The organism is Streptomyces sp. KM273126, from assembly GCF_004337435.2.
In the GTDB taxonomy this organism is placed as follows: domain Bacteria; phylum Actinomycetota; class Actinomycetes; order Streptomycetales; family Streptomycetaceae; genus Streptomyces; species Streptomyces acidicola.
This window is the reverse complement of sequence record NZ_SJXB02000001.1, coordinates 777623-794153: the sequence shown is the minus strand read 5'-3', so window position 1 is coordinate 794153 and position 16531 is coordinate 777623. Positions and strand designations below refer to the sequence as shown.

Annotated in this window: 18 protein-coding genes; 14 read left to right on the top strand and 4 right to left on the bottom strand. The window is 69.4% G+C overall.

Annotation, left to right across the window (positions count from 1 at the left end; all coding sequences use genetic code 11):
- Nucleotides 1-94: 94 nt before the first annotated feature.
- Nucleotides 95-355, bottom strand: a complete 261-nt coding sequence (locus E0500_RS03375; protein WP_131567548.1) for a hypothetical protein — start codon at nt 353-355, stop codon at nt 95-97.
- Nucleotides 356-821: 466 nt separating this feature from the next.
- On the opposite strand from E0500_RS03375, the gene E0500_RS03370 reads away from it, so the two are divergent.
- The gene (locus E0500_RS03370; RefSeq protein WP_131567550.1) at nt 822-3179 is read left to right on the top strand and encodes an immune inhibitor A domain-containing protein; all 2358 of its coding nucleotides are present in this window, start codon (nt 822-824) and stop codon (nt 3177-3179) included.
- Nucleotides 3180-3300: 121 nt separating this feature from the next.
- The gene (locus E0500_RS03365; protein WP_131567552.1) at nt 3301-3639 is read left to right on the top strand and encodes a hypothetical protein; all 339 of its coding nucleotides are present in this window, start codon (nt 3301-3303) and stop codon (nt 3637-3639) included.
- 293 nt (nt 3640-3932) lie between these two features.
- Here the strand turns inward: E0500_RS03365 and E0500_RS03360 are convergent, their stop codons facing one another.
- On the bottom strand, nt 3933-4517 hold the full coding sequence (locus tag E0500_RS03360; RefSeq protein ID WP_131567554.1) for an isochorismatase family protein: 585 nt from the start codon (nt 4515-4517) through the stop codon (nt 3933-3935).
- A gap of 336 nt (nt 4518-4853) precedes the next feature.
- Nucleotides 4854-6182: a nicotinate phosphoribosyltransferase gene (locus E0500_RS03355; protein ID WP_131567556.1), complete on the bottom strand. Its 1329-nt coding sequence runs from the start codon at nt 6180-6182 to the stop codon at nt 4854-4856.
- 224 nt (nt 6183-6406) lie between these two features.
- Here E0500_RS03355 and clpS point away from each other — a divergent pair, with 224 nt between their 5' ends.
- From clpS to E0500_RS03325, 7 genes are all read left to right on the top strand, one after another.
- Nucleotides 6407-6724: an ATP-dependent Clp protease adapter ClpS gene (clpS, locus tag E0500_RS03350; protein ID WP_131567558.1), complete on the top strand. Its 318-nt coding sequence runs from the start codon at nt 6407-6409 to the stop codon at nt 6722-6724.
- A gap of 87 nt (nt 6725-6811) precedes the next feature.
- Nucleotides 6812-7417: a DUF2017 domain-containing protein gene (locus tag E0500_RS03345; protein ID WP_131567560.1), complete on the top strand. Its 606-nt coding sequence runs from the start codon at nt 6812-6814 to the stop codon at nt 7415-7417.
- A gap of 497 nt (nt 7418-7914) precedes the next feature.
- Nucleotides 7915-9375, top strand: coding sequence for an amino acid permease (locus E0500_RS03340; protein ID WP_181586853.1), 1461 nt, complete (start codon nt 7915-7917; stop codon nt 9373-9375).
- Nucleotides 9376-9471: 96 nt separating this feature from the next.
- The gene (locus tag E0500_RS03335; RefSeq protein ID WP_131567562.1) at nt 9472-9894 is read left to right on the top strand and encodes a Mov34/MPN/PAD-1 family protein; all 423 of its coding nucleotides are present in this window, start codon (nt 9472-9474) and stop codon (nt 9892-9894) included.
- Nucleotides 9895-9982: 88 nt separating this feature from the next.
- Nucleotides 9983-10078: a putative leader peptide gene (locus E0500_RS44865; RefSeq protein WP_309504872.1), complete on the top strand. Its 96-nt coding sequence runs from the start codon at nt 9983-9985 to the stop codon at nt 10076-10078.
- A 143-nt stretch (nt 10079-10221) separates the two neighbouring features.
- On the top strand, nt 10222-10509 hold the full coding sequence (locus E0500_RS03330; RefSeq protein WP_131567564.1) for a MoaD/ThiS family protein: 288 nt from the start codon (nt 10222-10224) through the stop codon (nt 10507-10509).
- A gap of 17 nt (nt 10510-10526) precedes the next feature.
- Nucleotides 10527-11477 (top strand): PLP-dependent cysteine synthase family protein, encoded by a 951-nt coding sequence (locus E0500_RS03325; protein WP_131567566.1) that lies wholly within the window; start codon nt 10527-10529, stop codon nt 11475-11477.
- Nucleotides 11478-11675: 198 nt separating this feature from the next.
- Here the strand turns inward: E0500_RS03325 and E0500_RS03320 are convergent, their stop codons facing one another.
- Nucleotides 11676-12164: a type II toxin-antitoxin system PemK/MazF family toxin gene (locus E0500_RS03320; protein WP_181586852.1), complete on the bottom strand. Its 489-nt coding sequence runs from the start codon at nt 12162-12164 to the stop codon at nt 11676-11678.
- A 248-nt stretch (nt 12165-12412) separates the two neighbouring features.
- Here E0500_RS03320 and E0500_RS03315 point away from each other — a divergent pair, with 248 nt between their 5' ends.
- From E0500_RS03315 to E0500_RS03295, 5 genes are all read left to right on the top strand, one after another.
- Entirely contained in the window at nt 12413-13165 is a 753-nt protein-coding gene (locus E0500_RS03315; RefSeq protein WP_131566148.1) for an MBL fold metallo-hydrolase, read from the top strand.
- Between the two features lie 221 nt (nt 13166-13386).
- Complete coding sequence (gene rph / locus E0500_RS03310; RefSeq protein ID WP_131566146.1) at nt 13387-14124, top strand: ribonuclease PH; 738 nt, start codon at nt 13387-13389, stop codon at nt 14122-14124.
- A gap of 151 nt (nt 14125-14275) precedes the next feature.
- Nucleotides 14276-14674 carry a hypothetical protein gene (locus tag E0500_RS03305; protein WP_131566143.1) on the top strand — a complete coding sequence of 133 codons (399 nt, stop codon included), beginning with the start codon at nt 14276-14278 and terminating at the stop codon, nt 14672-14674.
- Nucleotides 14675-14825: 151 nt separating this feature from the next.
- On the top strand, nt 14826-15428 hold the full coding sequence (rdgB, locus tag E0500_RS03300) for an RdgB/HAM1 family non-canonical purine NTP pyrophosphatase (RefSeq protein WP_131566140.1): 603 nt from the start codon (nt 14826-14828) through the stop codon (nt 15426-15428).
- 237 nt (nt 15429-15665) lie between these two features.
- A complete protein-coding gene (locus E0500_RS03295; protein WP_131566137.1) occupies nt 15666-16505 on the top strand; it encodes a patatin-like phospholipase family protein in 840 nt (279 codons plus the stop codon).
- The last annotated feature ends 26 nt before the right edge of the window (nt 16506-16531 follow it).

The window sequence follows — 16531 nt, the reverse complement described above, 5'->3', positions numbered from 1 at the left end:
GGGTACCTCCCATGCCCTTCAGGCAGTGGGGGAGGCAGTTCGACGACAGGACCGTTGGCGACAGGAGGCGGGACAGGTCTGTTGGCGACAGGACCTACCGCGGGGCCGGAACGCGCTCCTGTGCGGCGGGCGCCACCGGAACCCGGTGCTCGCCCGCGGGCGCGGTGGTGGCGGCCGGTGTCTTCTTCGGCAACGGCACGGTCATCGCGACGAGCAGCCCGAGCGCGAGTGCCGAGACGGCGATCGCCGTGATCGCCAGGCCCGAACTCGTCTGGGACAGCAGCAGCATGGCGAGGGTGGACAAGATCACGGTGCAGGAACCGTAGGCGAGCTGTGCGGTCGTCGGACGAGGCATGTCAATCGTGTCCTCGGGTGGGGGCTCCCCGTGCCTCTCACAATGGGGGAGTATGCGGATACGAATCAAAGGTGCGGTGGCGGTATCGACTTGGCATTCCGCCGATTCCGGACGTTCCTCCAATCGACTCTAATCGCCAGGGTGCCCGAGCGGAACGGCGAGTAAGCGTCACCTAATCGACGGTGCCGGTGCACGGGGGGCGCACGGAGTCATGGAGTCCGCCAAGTGGACACGCATGCGCGCCGGGTGGGGGTTCCACATGAGGTTCGACATGAGGCTGAACATCACGTCCGGATAACGAACAGCCGGTCCATATAGTGCAGTTGACCTGCGCAAGTCAAGGTCTGTTTTTTGTTCCGAAACTCCGGTCGAATGACGTCACTTGACTACACGCGTATACCGCGCGCGGACCCTCCAGGATCATGGACCCTCCTCCGCGCGAGTCGGGCGCGGGGGAGGACCCCAAGTGACCAGTAGAACCTGGACGTTCAGAGCGGCGGCGGTCGGCGTCGCGATCGCCGCAGCCGCCGCGACGTTCTCGACCTTCGCGGTGGCGCAGGCCGCCGACGAGGGCGCGTCGACGGCGGCGGCCGTGGACCGCCGCGATCCGGCGGACCGCGCCAAGCAGGAGCACGACCTCGAAGGCCCCCTGAGCAAGACGCAGGAAGCCCAGCGCGAGGAAGCCCTGAAGCAGGTCATATCCGGCGACGCCACGGTCAAGAACCGTGACGGATCGCAGGTCGTGCAGCTGCAGGGCAACAAGGGCGACAGCAAGTACGTCGAGCTCGGCCGCGAGAAGACCGACAAGATCTTCACGATCCTCGTCGAGTTCGGCGACGAGATAGACAGCCGCTACGGCGGCACCCCGGGCCCGCTGCACAACCAGATAGCCGAGCCCGACCGCGCCAAGGACAACAGCACGGCCTGGCAGGCGGACTACAACCAGGAGCACTTCCAGGAGCTGTACTTCGGCACCGGTGACAACACTGAGTCGGTGAAGAAGTACTACGAGAAGCAGTCCTCGGGCCGCTACTCGGTCGACGGCGAGGTGTCCGACTGGGTCAAGGTCCCCTTCAACGAGGCCCGTTACGGCAACAACGCGTGCGGCCAGACCACCTGCGCCAGCGTGTGGAACGTCGTCAGCGACGGCGTCAAGGCCTGGGTCGCCGACCAGAAGGCGTCCGGCAAGTCCGACGCCGACATCAAGGCGGACCTGGCCGAGTACGACCAGTGGGACCGCTACGACTACGACGGCGACGGCGACTTCAACGAGCCCGACGGCTACGTCGACCACTTCCAGATCGTGCACGCCGGTGAGGACGAGTCGGCCGGCGGCGGCGCGCAGGGCGAGGACGCGATCTGGGCCCACCGCTGGTACGCGTTCGGCACGGACGCGGGTGCCACCGGCCCCGAGGGCAACAAGCTCGGCGGCGCCCAGATCGGCGACACCGGCATCTGGGTCGGCGACTACACCATCCAGCCGGAGAACGGCGGACTCGGCGTCTTCGCCCACGAGTACGGCCACGACCTCGGTCTGCCGGACCTCTACGACACCAACGGCGGCGAGAACTCCACCGGCTTCTGGACACTGATGTCGTCCGGCTCCTGGCTCGGCACCGGCAAGAACGAGATCGGTGACCTGCCCGGCGACATGAACGCCTGGGACAAGCTGCAGCTCGGCTGGCTCGACTACGACACGGCGAAGGCGGCCACGAAGTCGGAGCACACGCTGGGTCTCGCCGAGTACAACACCAAGAACAAGCAGGCCCTCGTGGTCGAGCTGCCCAAGAAGACGGTCACCACCGAGATCGTGGAGCCCGCGCAGGGTGCGACGCAGTGGTGGAGCGGCAGCGGCGACGACCTCTCCAACACCCTGACCCGCTCCGTGGACCTCACGGGCAAGTCCTCCGCCTCCCTGACGCTCGACGGCTGGTGGGACATCGAGGCGGGCTACGACTACCTCTACACCGAGGTCTCGACCGACGGCGGCGCCAACTGGACGGCTGTCGACGGCACGGCGGACGGCGCGCCCATCAGCCGTGACGGCAGCAACAAGCCGGCGCTGGACGGCTCGTCGGAGACGTACAAGAAGCTGGCGTACTCCCTCGACGCTTACGCGGGCAAGAAGATCGACCTGCGCTTCCGCTACGCCACCGACGGCGGCGTGGCCCTGAAGGGCTTCGCGGCCGACTCCATCTCCGTGACCGCGGACGGCTCGGCCGTCTTCTCGGACGACGCGGAGAGCGCGGACGCGGCCTGGACCGCCAAGGGCTTCTCGCGCATCGGGGCGTCCATCACGGACGACTACGCGCAGTACTACATCGCCGAGAACCGTCAGTACGTCTCGTACGACAAGACGTTGAAGGTCGGCCCGTACAACTTCGGCTTCTCGACGACGCGTCCGGACTGGGTGGAGCACTACCCGTACCAGAACGGCCTGTTGATCTGGAAGTGGGACACCTCGCAGGCGGACAACAACACCAGCGTGCACCCCGGCGCCGGTCTGGTCCTGCCGGTCGACGCCCACCCGGAGGCCCTGAGGTGGACGGACGGCACGCTGATGCGCAACCGCATCCAGGCGTACGACTCGACGTTCACTCTGTCCCGCACGGACGGGATCACGCTGCACAAGGCGGGCGTCGCGACGAAGATCGCCTCGAAGAAGGGTGTGCCGACGTTCGACGACCACGCCAACACGTACTACGACGAGTCGAACCCCGCTGGTGGTGTGAAGATCACTGACACCAACACCAAGATCAAGATCGTCAAGGAGGCCCTGGACGGCTCCACGGTCTCGCTCCAGGTGGGCCCCGCGGTGAAGTAGTCCACATCTCCGCAGGTCAGAGACGTATCGGCCGCGACCCCTTGGCGGGTCGCGGCCGATCGTGTTTAGGTGCGTCCTGTGGCTCTCTTATTGACACTGACGCGCACGGGGGTGTGACTGCATGGCCGCAGGAGGTTTCTGCAAGCTGCCGAACGGCACGGTGGTGGTGGCACTGAACCTGCCCACACCCACCTCTCCGGGCACCGGCCACGACGTCGCCCCGGTCCGCATCCTGGTCCACGCGGTGAACCGCGCCCGAGCCCTCACCCGGCTCCGGAACCTCGGCATGCGAGCGGTGTACCTCCGGGGAAACGCGGCGCCCCCGACCCCGGACGAGATCACGGCGGTACTGCACCACCCGGACGGCCTGATATGGCGCACGGACAGCGAGGCCACCACACCCCCTGAGCTGTGGCGCCCGATCCGCTCCTTGCTGCGGAGCCCTGCGGCGAGGGCGTAACCCCCACGGCGAAGCCGCACCGCATTCCAGCCCCTCCGGCGTTTGAGGAGCGGGGGTCCGGGGGCCGGCCCCCGAACGGGTTTCGGGGCGGAGCCCCTGGGGCGGGCTCGAAGGGGCGGAGCCCCTGGGGATGGGACGGGTAGGGGCGGCGGGGCGAAAACTCCCGGGGCCGACCCCGTACGTACCGTCCCGCCCGGCCAGACCCGGCCGGCCAGTTCCGCCCGGCCAAGCGCCCGGCCGGTCCCGCCCGGCCAGACCCGCCCGGCCGGTCCCGCCCGGCCAGACCCGGCCGGTCAGACCACAGGCTTGCCGGAGAGCTCCACGCCCGCCTCACGCATCTCGTCCAGGGCCTTCTCCGTCGTCTCCTCGGAGACACCCGCCGTGAGGTCGAGAAGAACCTGCGTACGGAAGCCCTCCCGCGCCGAGTCGAGGGCGGTCGCCTTCACACAGTGGTCCGTGGCGATACCCACCACGTCCACCTCCTCGATCCCACGGGCGCGCAGCCAGTCGGCGAGACCGGCGCCGTTCTCGTCGACGCCCTCGAATCCGCTGTACGCGGCGGCGTACGCGCCCTTGTCGAAGACCGCGTCGACCGCGCCGGAGGCCACCGCAGGGGCGAAGTTCGGGTGGAAGCCCACCCCCTCCGTACCCGCCACACAGTGGGCCGGCCAGGAGTGGACGTAGTCGGGATTGTCGGCGAAGTGCCCACCGGGGGCGATGTGGTGGTCGCGGGTCGCCACGACGTGGCGGTACCCGGCGGGGGCCTGCCCGATCAGCTCAGTGATCGCGGCGGCCACATCGGCACCCCCGGCCACCGCGAGGCTGCCCCCCTCGCAGAAGTCGTTCTGCACATCTACGACGATCAAGGCGCGGCGCATGGTCGGTGTCCTTCGACTATGGGGTCGGTGGGTAAGGGGGTACAGGGGCCTGGCCTGCGAATCATGGAACACGCGTCTTGAACCACGTGTCACGAATCGCGATGAAATACCGAGCCTAGAGACTTCGGGTACGGGGCGGGAGGGGGCACGAGACGGCGGTTCCGCGCGCGGGGCGCGCTGCCGGTGCATGCCCGCACGGCTCGCGTTCATGCACGGTCGCACGGGGGCGCGCGATCGCTGAGGCCGGTATCCGCCCCCGGCGGCGCGTCGGCCCCGTCCGGGGCAGTGCGTCACGCGGTCCGTCATGCGGTCCGTCACGAGTCCGTCGCGCGTCCGTCACGCGTATTCCGTCGGAAGGACCGCCTCCCCTCGCGAGAGCTGTGTCGCCGAGATGGGCAGGTTCGCGAGGGCGGACGCGTGCCGGTCCCGTACGACGTCCAGCGGCTCACGGGCGACGACCTGGCCGCCCTTGACCAGCTCCACTTGGAGGAGCCGGTCCTTCAGTTCCTCCGGCACGGGCCCGGTGCCGATCACCTCGGTCTCCGCCACCCCGTGCTCGTCCCGTCGCCGTGCCGCCCACTTCCGGCCACCGACGGATGTCTTGCCGCCGGACGACTTCTTCGCCACGGGGACGAGCGGAGCCCCGGGCGCCGCGGACTTGGCGCGGGCGACGAGCTTGTAGACCATCGAGCACGTCGGGTGGCCGGAACCCGTCACCAGCTGGGTGCCCACGCCGTACGCGTCCACGGGCGCCGCCGCCAGCGAGGCGATCGCGTACTCGTCGAGGTCCGAGGTCACGATGATCTTCGTCCGGGTCGCCCCCAGCTCGTCGAGCTGCTGCCGGACCCGGTGCGCGACCAGGAGCAGGTCGCCGGAGTCGATGCGGACAGCTCCCAGTTCCGGCCCGGCGACCTCCACCGCCGCACGGACCGCCTCGGCGACGTCGTACGTGTCCACGAGAAGCGTGGTACCCCGTCCGAGCGAGTTCACCTGTGCCTGGAAGGCGTCCCGCTCGCGGTCGTGGAGCAGGGTGAAGGCGTGGGCGGAGGTGCCCACGGTCGGGATGTTGTAGCGGAAGCCCGCCGCCAGGTCGGAGGTCGAGGTGAAACCGCCCACGTACGCAGCCCGGGACGCGGCCACCGCCGCCAGTTCATGGGTGCGCCGGGCGCCCATCTCGATCAGCGGCCGGTCCCCGGCGGCGGAGGACATACGGGACGCGGCCGCCGCGATCGCCGAGTCGTGGTTGAGGATGGAGAGGATCACCGTCTCCAGCAGGACGCATTCCGCGAAGGAACCCTCCACACGGAGGACGGGCGAGCCCGGGAAGTACACCTCACCCTCGGGATAGCCCCAGATGTCGCCGCCGAAGCGGTACGAGCCCAGCCAGTCGAGTGTCGGCCCGTCCACGATCGCGTGCTCACGCAGGAAGCCCAGCACATCCGCGTCGAACCGGAAGTTCTCCACCGCGTCCAGCACACGTCCCGTGCCCGCCACGACGCCGTACCGCCGCCCCTCGGGCAGTCGCCGGGTGAAGACCTCGAACACCGAGCGACGTTTGGCGGTGCCCGCCGCGAGCGCGGCCTCCAGCATCGTCAGCTCGTACTGGTCCGTGAAGAGCGCCGTCGACGGCACGTCCACCGGAAGCCCCAGATCCGCTATGCCCACCAGAGTTCTCCTCGCCTGCTTCGACAGGGATGGCGCCCCGCCCGGTTCCTGGGGGAGGTCCCCCCGTCCTTGCATCTCGGAGGCCGACCCGTCGCGCGGTGGCGCTCGGACACGGTGTCCCCCGGTCAAGGATCAATACGGCTTCGAGGGCGATCGTACTCGGAAATCGTCAGACTGACGATTTCGGGGGCCCGTTTGTGCGGGTGCCCCCCTGTGGTGGCAGCATGGGCCGTGTGACGGCTCCCGCACCCCTAGAGATCGAAAAGACCGAGTCGGCGGAGGAGGCCTTCGCCGTCCCCGAGCCCGACGTCCCGTGGGTGACGATCGTCCACAACGACCCGGTCAACCTCATGAGCTATGTGACGTATGTCTTCCAGACGTACTTCGGCTACTCCAAGGACAAGGCCACCAAGCTCATGCTGGATGTGCACCACAAGGGGCGTGCGGTGGTCTCCAGCGGAACGCGCGAAGAGATGGAACGCGACGTACAGGCCATGCACGGATACGGTCTGTGGGCCACCCTCCAGCAGGACCGCAAGTAGCACGACCCGAAGCGGCGCCCCGTGCGGTGCCCCACGGGGGAGACGAACAGCACACCTCCAGCCGGCCGGAAGCAGCGAACCCACTCCATGCCAGGACACTTCGAACCGACCTCCGGCGGCGGCGCGGCCGTCGCGCTCGACGAGGTCGAGATCTCCATCATCCGCTCGCTTGCCGTGCAGCTCCTGGAGCTGATCGGCCCCGGCCCCGCCGAGGAAGCCCCCGGCGACCCGCTCGCCGAACTGTTCACCAACGGGCCGAGCGAGCCCCCCAAGGACCCCGTGCTCCAGCGCCTCTTCCCCGACGCCTACGGCGAGCCCGGCGGCGGGACGGTCTCGCCCGAGGAGGCCGAGGGGCAGCGCCAGTACTCGTCGGAGTTCCGACGCTTCACCGAGAACGACCTGCGCGCCGGCAAGCGTGAGAACGCCCTCGCCGTAATCCGCTCCCTGGACCGGCTGACCACCGCGGGCGACGGCGGCGCAGTGCTGGAGCTCACGCCCGAGGACTCCCGGCAGTGGCTCGGCTGCCTCAATGACCTGCGCCTCGCGATCGGCTCCCGCCTCGACGTCACCGAGGAGGAGGACACCGACCTCCTCTACCGGCTGCCGGACGAGGACCCGCGCAAGCCGATGGTGATGGCGTACCTCTGGCTGGGCGGCCTCCAGGAAACGCTCGTACAGACCCTGACGACGTAACCCGGACACCCTGGCGCGCGGTGGTCCGAACCGCGCTGGTCCGCGGTGGCGCGTGGTGGTCCCCGGTGGCGCGTGGTGATGCGCGGTGGCGCGCGGTTCGTTCTGTGGCTTACCGCCGTTCCGCGCCTCCCGGCGCAGGCCGCGATCCGCTCTCTTCGCGTTCGTTCAGTGTTCGCTCAGCGGTCGCTCAAATCCGGATAACGATCGCGTCACCGTTGCGGCCAGGTATGGCGTTTCAGGCGCCCTTTGTCCTCTTCTTCCGATGGTGTGCGCCACATCGTGGCCGGTTGATCAATGGTGCGGCCGTGATAAATCTTCACGACCGCCTGCCGGGACACCATCCATGCCCCGGCGGGTGCGCCACCAGGCCGGCGGACCGCCGGCAGGCACGGGCGGGCTCGCGGGCCCGCCCAGCTCCATCACATCCGGGGGGGGATCGGAACCCGATCCGCGGCCGAGCAAGGCCCGGGTCGGCGTGGAGAAAGGGCGCACCACACATGACCTCAGCGCAGGTCGACCAGCAGTACGACGACCACGACCGCAATGGAGTCGTGAGCGGCGACGCTCCCGAAGAGGGGTACGAGCGAGGGCTCGGCAGCCGCCAGGTCCAGATGATCGCGATCGGCGGCGCCATCGGCGTCGGACTCTTCCTCAACGCCGGGGCCAACATCGCCAAGGCGGGACCGAGCCTCATCCTGATGTACGCCATCGCGGGCGTGATCATCTTCTTCATCATGCGGGCGCTCGGCGAACTGCTCCTGTACCGCCCGGTCTCGGGCTCCTTCGCGGAGTACTCCCGAGAGTTCCTCGGCCCGTTCTTCGGCTACTTCACCGCCTGGACGTACTGGCTGATGTGGGTCGTCACCGGCATGGCGGAGCTGACCGCCGCAGCGATCTACATCCACTACTGGTTCGAGTCGATCCCGCAGTGGGTGTCAGCTCTGGTCTTCCTGGTCGTTCTCTTCGTGGCCAACCTGATCTCGGTGAAGCTGTTCGGCGAGATCGAGTTCTGGGCCTCGATGATCAAGGTCACCGCCCTCATCGGCATGATCGTGATCGGTCTGGGTGTGCTCACCTTCGGCTTCAGCGCGGCCGGCGACACCGCCTCCGTCTCCAACCTGTGGGCCTTCGACGGCTTCTTCCCCACGGGCATCGGCTCGTCCCTGATGACCCTGCAGGGCGTCATGTTCGCCTACCTCGCCGTCGAACTCGTCGGCGTCACGGCCGGTGAGTCCGAGAACCCGGAGAAGACCCTCCCCAAGGCGATCAACACCCTGCCCTGGCGCATCGCCCTCTTCTACGTCGGCGCCCTCACCGTCATCCTCTGCGTGGTGAAGTGGACCGAGTTCGCGGAGGGCGTCAGCCCCTTCGTGAAGGCGTTCGCGGTGATCGGCATCCCCGCCGGCGCCGGCATCGTCAACTTCGTCGTCCTCACCGCCGCCCTGTCCTCCTGCAACTCGGGCATGTACTCCACCGGCCGCATGCTGCGTAACCTCGGAAACAACGGCGAGGCCCCGAGGGCCTTCACCCGGCTGTCGGCGACCAAGACCCCGGCCCTCGGCATCACGGTCTCCGTCGCCTTCATGGGCATCGGCGTGATCCTGAACTACGTCGTCCCCGAGAAGGCCTTCGCCTACGTCACCTCCGTGGCCACCGCGGCCGGCATCTGGACCTGGCTGATGATCCTGATCAGCCACGTCCTGTACCGTCGCGCGGTCGAGGCCGGCCGCCTGCCCGCCTCCTCCTTCCCCGCCCCGGGCGGCGCGGTGTGCAGCTGGATCGCCATCGCCTTCCTCCTCTTCGTCACCGGCCTCATCGCGTACGACGCCGACTCCCGCGTCTGTCTCTATGTGATGGCGGGCTGGGCGGTCGCCCTGGCCGTCGGCTGGTTCGTGCTCAAGTCACGGAACCCGGAGGTCGCGGCCCGCCGAGGGCAGGAGTTCGAGAAGGCCAGCTGACCGGGCGGACGCCTGCCGGGCCCGGGCCGCTCAGCATGTGGGCAGCCCCGTACCACTCCTCGGTACGGGGTTGCCCTTCTGCTTATCCTGACCGACATGCTGACCATCACCCAGGACCTCGTCGACCGGATCGTCGCGCACGCGCGCAAGGACCACCCCGACGAGGCGTGCGGCGTCGTCGCGGGCCCGGCAGGCTCGGACCGCCCTGAGCGTTTCATCCCCATGCTCAACGCGGCCATGTCGCCCACGTTCTACGAGTTCGACTCGGGCGATCTGCTCAAGCTCTACCGCGAGATGGACGACCGCGACGAGGAACCGATCGTCATCTACCACTCCCACACGGCGACCGAGGCCTACCCCTCCCGCACGGACATCTCGTACGCGAACGAGCCGGGCGCCCACTATGTCCTCGTCTCGACCGCGGACACGGACGGACTCGGTGACTTCCAGTTCCGCTCGTTCCGGATCGTGGAGGGCGAGGTCACGGAGGAGGAGGTCAAGGTGGTCGAGTCGTACTGATCATGGCGATCTCAACCACCGGGCGAAAACTGTCCGTATCGCGAGATCACACTCTGGGTCCCCGGTAGGGAATCGATACGATGAGCCCATGGTTTTCCACGACGTGAGCGAGAAGACGCCGGGCGCACTGCTCGTGGCGCGGCTGCACGTCGACCTGTGCAGGCTTGCCAGCGCTATCTGTTGACGCCGCCCCCTGCCGCCGTACGGCCGTGAGCCGCGGCGTCTGACCTGCGTACGAGGCGTCCGCTCCACGTGTCCACGTACGAAACGCACATCGCGCTGCCGCGCGCCCACCGACCTCACTTCTTCCGACAGGAGCCCGCAACCATGGCCATCGAGGTCCGCATCCCCACCATCCTCCGCCAGTACACCGACGGTCAGAAGGCGGTGGAGGGCTCCGGGGACACCCTCGCCGAGCTCTTCGCCGACCTCGAAACCCGGCACGCGGGCATCCAGGCCCGTCTCATCGACGAGAACACCGGCGGCGAACTGCGCCGCTTCGTCAACGTGTACCTGAACGACGAGGACGTCCGTTTCCTCGACGGCATCAACAGCAAGGTCGCCGACGGCGACAACGTGACGATCCTGCCGGCCGTGGCCGGCGGCATGGCCTGATCGGCCGCTGGTTCCCCATGCGTTACGACTCCCCGCTGGCCGCGGTAGGCAACACTCCTCTGGTGCGCCTGCCGCGGCTCTCGCCGTCCGCCGACGTCAGCATCTGGGCCAAGCTGGAGGACCGGAACCCGACGGGTTCGGTCAAGGACCGCCCGGCCCTGCACATGATCGAGCGGGCGGAGAAGGACGGCCGCCTCACGCCCGGTTGCACGATCCTGGAACCGACCTCCGGGAACACGGGCATCTCCCTGGCCATGGCGGCGAAGCTCAAGGGCTACCGCATGGTGTGCGTGATGCCCGAGAACACCTCGCAGGAGCGCCGTGACCTGCTGGGCATGTGGGGTGCGGAGATCATCTCGTCGCCGGCCGCGGGCGGCTCCAACACCGCGGTCCGGGTGGCCAAGGAACTGGCCGCCGAGCATCCGGACTGGGTGATGCTGTACCAGTACGGCAACCCCGACAACGCGGGGGCGCACTACGCGACGACGGGTCCGGAGATCCTCGCGGACCTTCCCTCCATCACCCACTTCGTGGCAGGTCTGGGTACGACGGGCACCCTCATGGGCGTCGGCCGGTATCTGCGCGAGAACAAGCCGGACGTGAAGATCGTCGCCGCGGAGCCGCGGTACGACGACCTGGTGTACGGGCTGCGGAACCTCGACGAGGGCTTCGTTCCCGAGCTGTACGACGCGTCCGTCCTCACCACCCGCTTCTCCGTCGGCTCCGCCGACGCGGTCACCCGCACCCGCGAGTTGCTGCAACAGGAGGGCATCTTCGCGGGCGTCTCCACGGGGGCCGCCCTCCACGCGGCGATCGGCGTCGCCACGAAGGCCCTGAAGGCGGGTGAATCGGCGGATGTCGCCTTCGTCGTCGCCGACGGTGGGTGGAAGTACCTGTCGACGGGCGTCTACACGGCGGCGACGACGGAGGAAGCGATCGAACGGCTGCAGGGCCAGCTCTGGGCGTAAGGGCGCATTGGCCTGAACAGGCCTCGTCCTCAAACGCCGGACGGGCTGACCATCAGCCCCTCCGGCGTTTGAGGAGCGGGGGTCCGGGGGCCGGCCCTCGAAACGGGGTCAAGGGGGCGGAGCCCCCTGGTGGGGTTGAAGGGGCGGAGCCCCTGGGGATGGGACGGGTAGGGGCGGCGGGGGCGAAACAACCCCGGCTCAACCCGGCAGGTGCCGCACCTGTTCCCACACCAGCGGATCCACCACACCCACCCGACGCCGGAAGTCCCCCACAGGCACCTCCCGCAGCTCACCCGTCTCCAGGAACCCGGCCCGCCCCCGCGCATCACCCACTACCCCCGGCGGCAGCGGAATCACCCCCGCCCGCTCCCCGTCCCGGTACCTCGTGGTGATCTTGACGACCACCACCCGCTCCCCCCGCACCGCCAACACCAGACACGGCCGATCCCCCACCCCCGACGGCCCGTCCTCGTGCGGCACCCGTACCCACCAGACCTCCGCCGGCCCTGGCCCTGGCTCCGGCCCCTGCCCCGGCTGTCGCCGCGCCCCATCCGGGGTCCGCCTCCGCCCCGGCCTCCCGCGCACCGGACGCCCACGATGTCCACGACGCCCCCACCCATCCACGAGCGTCGCGACCAGCGCAAGCAGCACCACAGCCGCCAGCGCCAGCCACCACGACGTGTCCATACGCACGACGGTACCGGCGCACTCCACTCCGCGCCCGCCCTGTCACACGACACCCCGTCCCACCCCGAGCCGCGCACGCCCCACATCCAGCCGAACCGGTGACAGCACAGGTGAGTTCGCCCACAACAGCCCCTGCCGGAGGAGCGACCGGCCCTTTTGCGCCTTACGCTCGACGCACCGCACGACCCCCGACCCGACCCCCCCGTTCCCGTTGTCAACCATCTGCCAGCGCGGAGGTTCCAGCTCTTATGAAGCTCACCGTCGTCGGCTGCTCGGGGTCGTTCCCGTCCGCGGAATCGGCCTGTTCGAGCTACCTCGTAGAGGCCGACGGCTTCCGGCTGCTCCTCGACATGGGCAACGGCGCCCTGGGCGAGCTGCAGCGCCACTGCGGTCTCTACGACCTCGACGCGATCTTCCTCAGCCATCTGCACGCCGACCACTGCATCGACATGTGCGCGTACTTCGTGGCGCGCTACTACCGCCACGACGGCGGCCGCTGCGACCCGATCCCCGTCTACGGACCGGAGGGTACGGAGCACCGCCTGACCACCGCGTACGCCGACACCCCGTCCGCCTCCTCCATGAGCGAGGTCTTCGACTTCCACACGGTCAAGCCGGGCACGTTCGAGATCGGCCCCTTCACCGTCCACACCGAGCGGGTCGCCCACCCCGTGGAGGCGTACGGCATCCGCGTCGAGCACGGCGGCCGCGCGCTGACGTACTCCGGTGACACCGGCGTCAGCGACGCGCTGGAGGAACTCGCCCGCGACGCCGACCTGTTCCTGTGCGAGGCCGCGTTCACCTACGGCAAGGAGAACATCCCGGACCTCCACCTCAACGGCCGCGAGGCAGGCGAGACGGCCGCCCGCGCCGGAGCCCGCCGCCTCGTCCTCACCCACATCCCGCCGTGGACGGACCCGCAGGTCAACCTGGCGGACGCACGCGCGGTGTACAAGGGCCCGGTGGAACTGGCGGCGCCCAGGGTGTCGTACGAGATCTGAGCGCGAGCGGCGCGGGTAGCGCGAGCAACGAGAGGCGCCGGCCCGTCCCCTTCGTACGGGATCGGCTCACGCGCCGATCCAGGACCGCGTACGCTGATGCCGAAGGCCCCCGGAACCACCTGTCCTGGTCCCGGGGGCCTCTCTTTCCTCCCCGCCCTTCCTCGCGGCCTTTTCACCCGGCGTGGGAGGGCCTCTCCGTACGTGCGACTAGGCTCGTCGTCATGTCTCGAATCGACGGCCGTACGCCCGAACAGCTCCGCCCGGTCACCATCGAACGCGGCTGGAGCAAGCACGCCGAGGGCTCCGTCCTCGTCTCCTTCGGCGACACGAGAGTCCTCTGCACCGCCTCCGTCACGGAGGGCGTCCCGCGCTGGCGCAAGGGCAGCGGCGAGGGCTGGGTCACCGCGGAGTACGCGATGCTGCCCCGCTCCACCAACACCCGCGGCGACCGCGAGTCCGTCAGGGGCAAGATCGGTGGCCGTACGCACGAGATCTCCCGCCTCATCGGCCGCTCGCTCCGCGCGGTCATCGACTACAAGGCGCTCGGCGAGAACACCATCGTCCTCGACTGCGACGTCCTCCAGGCCGACGGCGGCACGCGCACGGCGGCCATCACGGGCGCGTACGTGGCACTGGCCGACGCGGTGGCGTGGGCCCAGCGCAAGAAGCTGATCAAGGCCGGTCGGCAGCCGCTCACGGGCACGGTCTCGGCGGTCTCCGTGGGCATCGTCGGCGGCGTCCCGCTCCTCGACCTCTGCTACGAGGAGGACGTGAAGGCGGAGACCGACATGAACGTCGTCTGCACCGGCGACGGCCGTTTCGTCGAGGTCCAGGGCACCGCGGAGGCCGAGCCGTTCGCCCGCGAGGAGCTCAACGCGCTGCTGGACCTGGCGGTGTCCGGCTGTACGGAGCTGGACGCACTGCAGCGCAAGGCGCTTGATACGGTCCTCGAAAGGTAAAGGGCGCACCAAGAAACGGTCCGTGCCGTGAGCAACCACGGCGCGGTCTTCCCGCGTCCCTACCGGTACGGGCGTACGGCACACGCGGTACGCCCGATCCGATCCGCATCGCATGGGGGCCGTCAGGCCTGCACGCTAGGAGGACAGTTCCATGGCCGCGAGCCGCCGCCGACGTCGTACGACCATCGCCGCCGCCGTAGCAGCGGTCGCGCTGACGACCGGTCTTGCCACGGGGTGCGACGCCGTCAACAAGGCCCTGGACTGCGTCCAGACCGCCGACGCCATCGCCGACAGCGTCACCGACCTCCAGCAGGCGGTCGAGAGCGCGTCCGACGACCCGACCCAGATCGACGAGTCGCTCGACTCCATCGACAAGAACCTCGGCGAGATCGGCGACAAGACCGACAACGCCGACGTCAACAAGGCCGTCGACGACCTTGAGAAGGCCGTCACCAACGTGCGTGACTCGGTCAAGAACGGTGACGAGACCCCGGACATCAGTCCGATCACGGATGCGGCGGGTGAGCTGACGAAGGTCTGCACGCCGTAGCGCTGCGCTGGCTGGGCGGGGGCGTCTCGTCTGCCGGGTTCCTGTTGTCGGTCGGCTGCGGGTTGTGTGTGGCTTGTCGCGCAGTTCCCCGCGCCCCTTCGGGGGGCGCCCCTTTCAGGGGCGCTCCCGAGCACCTCGTTACTGTGTCGCCATGACCCGCCTGATCCTCGCCACCCGTAACGCCGGAAAGATCACCGAGTTGCGGGCGATCCTCGCCGACGCGGCGCTCGCTCACGAACTCGTCGGTGCGGACGCCTACCCCGATGTGCCCGACGTCAAGGAGACCGGCGTCACCTTCGCGGAGAACGCACTGCTCAAGGCCCACGCCCTGGCGCAGGCGACGGGTCTTCCCGCGGTCGCCGACGACTCCGGGCTGTGCGTGGACGTCCTGAACGGCGCCCCCGGCATCTTCTCGGCCCGCTGGTCCGGCAGGCACGGCGACGACAGGGCCAACCTCGAACTGCTGCTGGCCCAGCTCGCCGACATCAGCGACGAACACCGCGGCGCCCACTTCGCCTGCGCGGCGGCCCTCGCGTTGCCGGACGGCACCGAGCGCGTGGTCGAGGGACAGCTGAGGGGCACACTGCGCCACGCCCCGGTCGGTACGAACGGCTTCGGCTACGACCCGATCCTCCAGCCGGAGGGGGAGAGCCGGACGTGCGCGCAGCTGACCCCCGAGGAGAAGAACGCGATCAGCCACCGGGGGAAGGCGTTCCGGGCGCTGGTGCCGGTGGTGCGGGAACTGCTCGGCTGAGCCGGAGCACGCCGCGTCGAACGCAGACAGGTCGAACGCAGACAGAAGGGCCGGCCCGGGAGGGGTTTCCTCCCGGGCCGGCCCTTCTGTCTGTGCGTCCTGTCTGTGCGTCCTGCCTGTGCACCTTGTCTGTGCACCTTGTCTGTGCATCGGCGAAAGCGTGGATCACTCCCCGTTTCCGTGCTAGCGTCGTCTCTGTGAACCGGGGACCAGTCCCCGTTAGTGAGAGGCTGAGGCGTGGCGGATACGGCGCTGGTATTGGGCGGGGGCGGGCTGACCGCGTACGCGTGGCAGGTCGGCATGCTGGCGGGGCTGGCCGACGCCGGGCTCGACCTCGGCGGGGCCGACGTGCTCGCGGGCACGTCGGCCGGCTCACTGCTGGCGGTGGAACTGGCCGCCGGGGCGGCGCCGGCTGACCTGTACGGGGAACAGGTCAGCCGGACGCGGGCCATGCTGGAGGTGGACTTCACCCTCACCATGACCGCCAAGTACCTGTGGGCCGCGCTCGGTACGCGCGATCCGGAGGCCATGGTCAAGCGGCTGGCCAGGCTCGCGCTCGCCGTGCGCGACGTGTCGGAGTCGGACGTCTTCGACGCCATCGGTCCCCAACTACCGGTTCAGGACTGGCCGGAGAGGCCGGTGCGGCTGTTCGCGCTGGACGCGCTCACCGGCGAGCCGAAGGGTTTCAGCGCCGACAGCGGGGTCGACCTGGTGCGGGCGATGTCGGCCAGCTGCGCGCTGCCACCGCTGTTCCCGCCGATCACGATCGGCGAGGGGCGCTGGATGGACGGGGGCGTGCGCTCCACGACCAACGCCGACCTGGTGCACGACTGCCGCCGGGTCGTCGTACTGGCCCCGATCCCCAAGGGCCCGGGGGCCGGCCCGAGCACCTCCGACCAGGTGGCCTCCCTGGTGGCGGGCGGCGCCCAGGCCGCTCTGCTGGTCCCGGACCGGGCGGCCCGCCGCGCGTTCGGCCGCAATCCGCTGGACGCACCCCGCATTCCCGGCGCGGCCCGGGAGGGACGGCGGCAGGCAGCCGAGCACGCCGAACAGATCCGCGCCGTCTGGCACGGCTGAACCGGGACGGCCGCCGAGGACCCGCT

What these genes read in the sequence shown, in the direction of transcription:
- E0500_RS03375 (WP_131567548.1), bottom strand. Translation starts at nt 355, where the DNA reads ATGCCTCGTCCGACGACCGCACAGCTCGCCTACGGTTCCTGCACCGTG.
- E0500_RS03365 (WP_131567552.1), top strand. Translation starts at nt 3,301, where the DNA reads ATGGCCGCAGGAGGTTTCTGCAAGCTGCCGAACGGCACGGTGGTGGTG.
- E0500_RS03360 (WP_131567554.1), bottom strand. Translation starts at nt 4,517, where the DNA reads ATGCGCCGCGCCTTGATCGTCGTAGATGTGCAGAACGACTTCTGCGAG.
- clpS (WP_131567558.1), top strand. Translation starts at nt 6,407, where the DNA reads ATGGGCCGTGTGACGGCTCCCGCACCCCTAGAGATCGAAAAGACCGAG.
- E0500_RS03345 (WP_131567560.1), top strand. Translation starts at nt 6,812, where the DNA reads ATGCCAGGACACTTCGAACCGACCTCCGGCGGCGGCGCGGCCGTCGCG.
- E0500_RS03340 (WP_181586853.1), top strand. Translation starts at nt 7,915, where the DNA reads ATGACCTCAGCGCAGGTCGACCAGCAGTACGACGACCACGACCGCAAT.
- E0500_RS03335 (WP_131567562.1), top strand. Translation starts at nt 9,472, where the DNA reads ATGCTGACCATCACCCAGGACCTCGTCGACCGGATCGTCGCGCACGCG.
- E0500_RS44865 (WP_309504872.1), top strand. Translation starts at nt 9,983, where the DNA reads ATGGTTTTCCACGACGTGAGCGAGAAGACGCCGGGCGCACTGCTCGTG.
- E0500_RS03330 (WP_131567564.1), top strand. Translation starts at nt 10,222, where the DNA reads ATGGCCATCGAGGTCCGCATCCCCACCATCCTCCGCCAGTACACCGAC.
- E0500_RS03325 (WP_131567566.1), top strand. Translation starts at nt 10,527, where the DNA reads ATGCGTTACGACTCCCCGCTGGCCGCGGTAGGCAACACTCCTCTGGTG.
- E0500_RS03320 (WP_181586852.1), bottom strand. Translation starts at nt 12,164, where the DNA reads ATGGACACGTCGTGGTGGCTGGCGCTGGCGGCTGTGGTGCTGCTTGCG.
- E0500_RS03315 (WP_131566148.1), top strand. Translation starts at nt 12,413, where the DNA reads ATGAAGCTCACCGTCGTCGGCTGCTCGGGGTCGTTCCCGTCCGCGGAA.
- rph (WP_131566146.1), top strand. Translation starts at nt 13,387, where the DNA reads ATGTCTCGAATCGACGGCCGTACGCCCGAACAGCTCCGCCCGGTCACC.
- E0500_RS03305 (WP_131566143.1), top strand. Translation starts at nt 14,276, where the DNA reads ATGGCCGCGAGCCGCCGCCGACGTCGTACGACCATCGCCGCCGCCGTA.
- rdgB (WP_131566140.1), top strand. Translation starts at nt 14,826, where the DNA reads ATGACCCGCCTGATCCTCGCCACCCGTAACGCCGGAAAGATCACCGAG.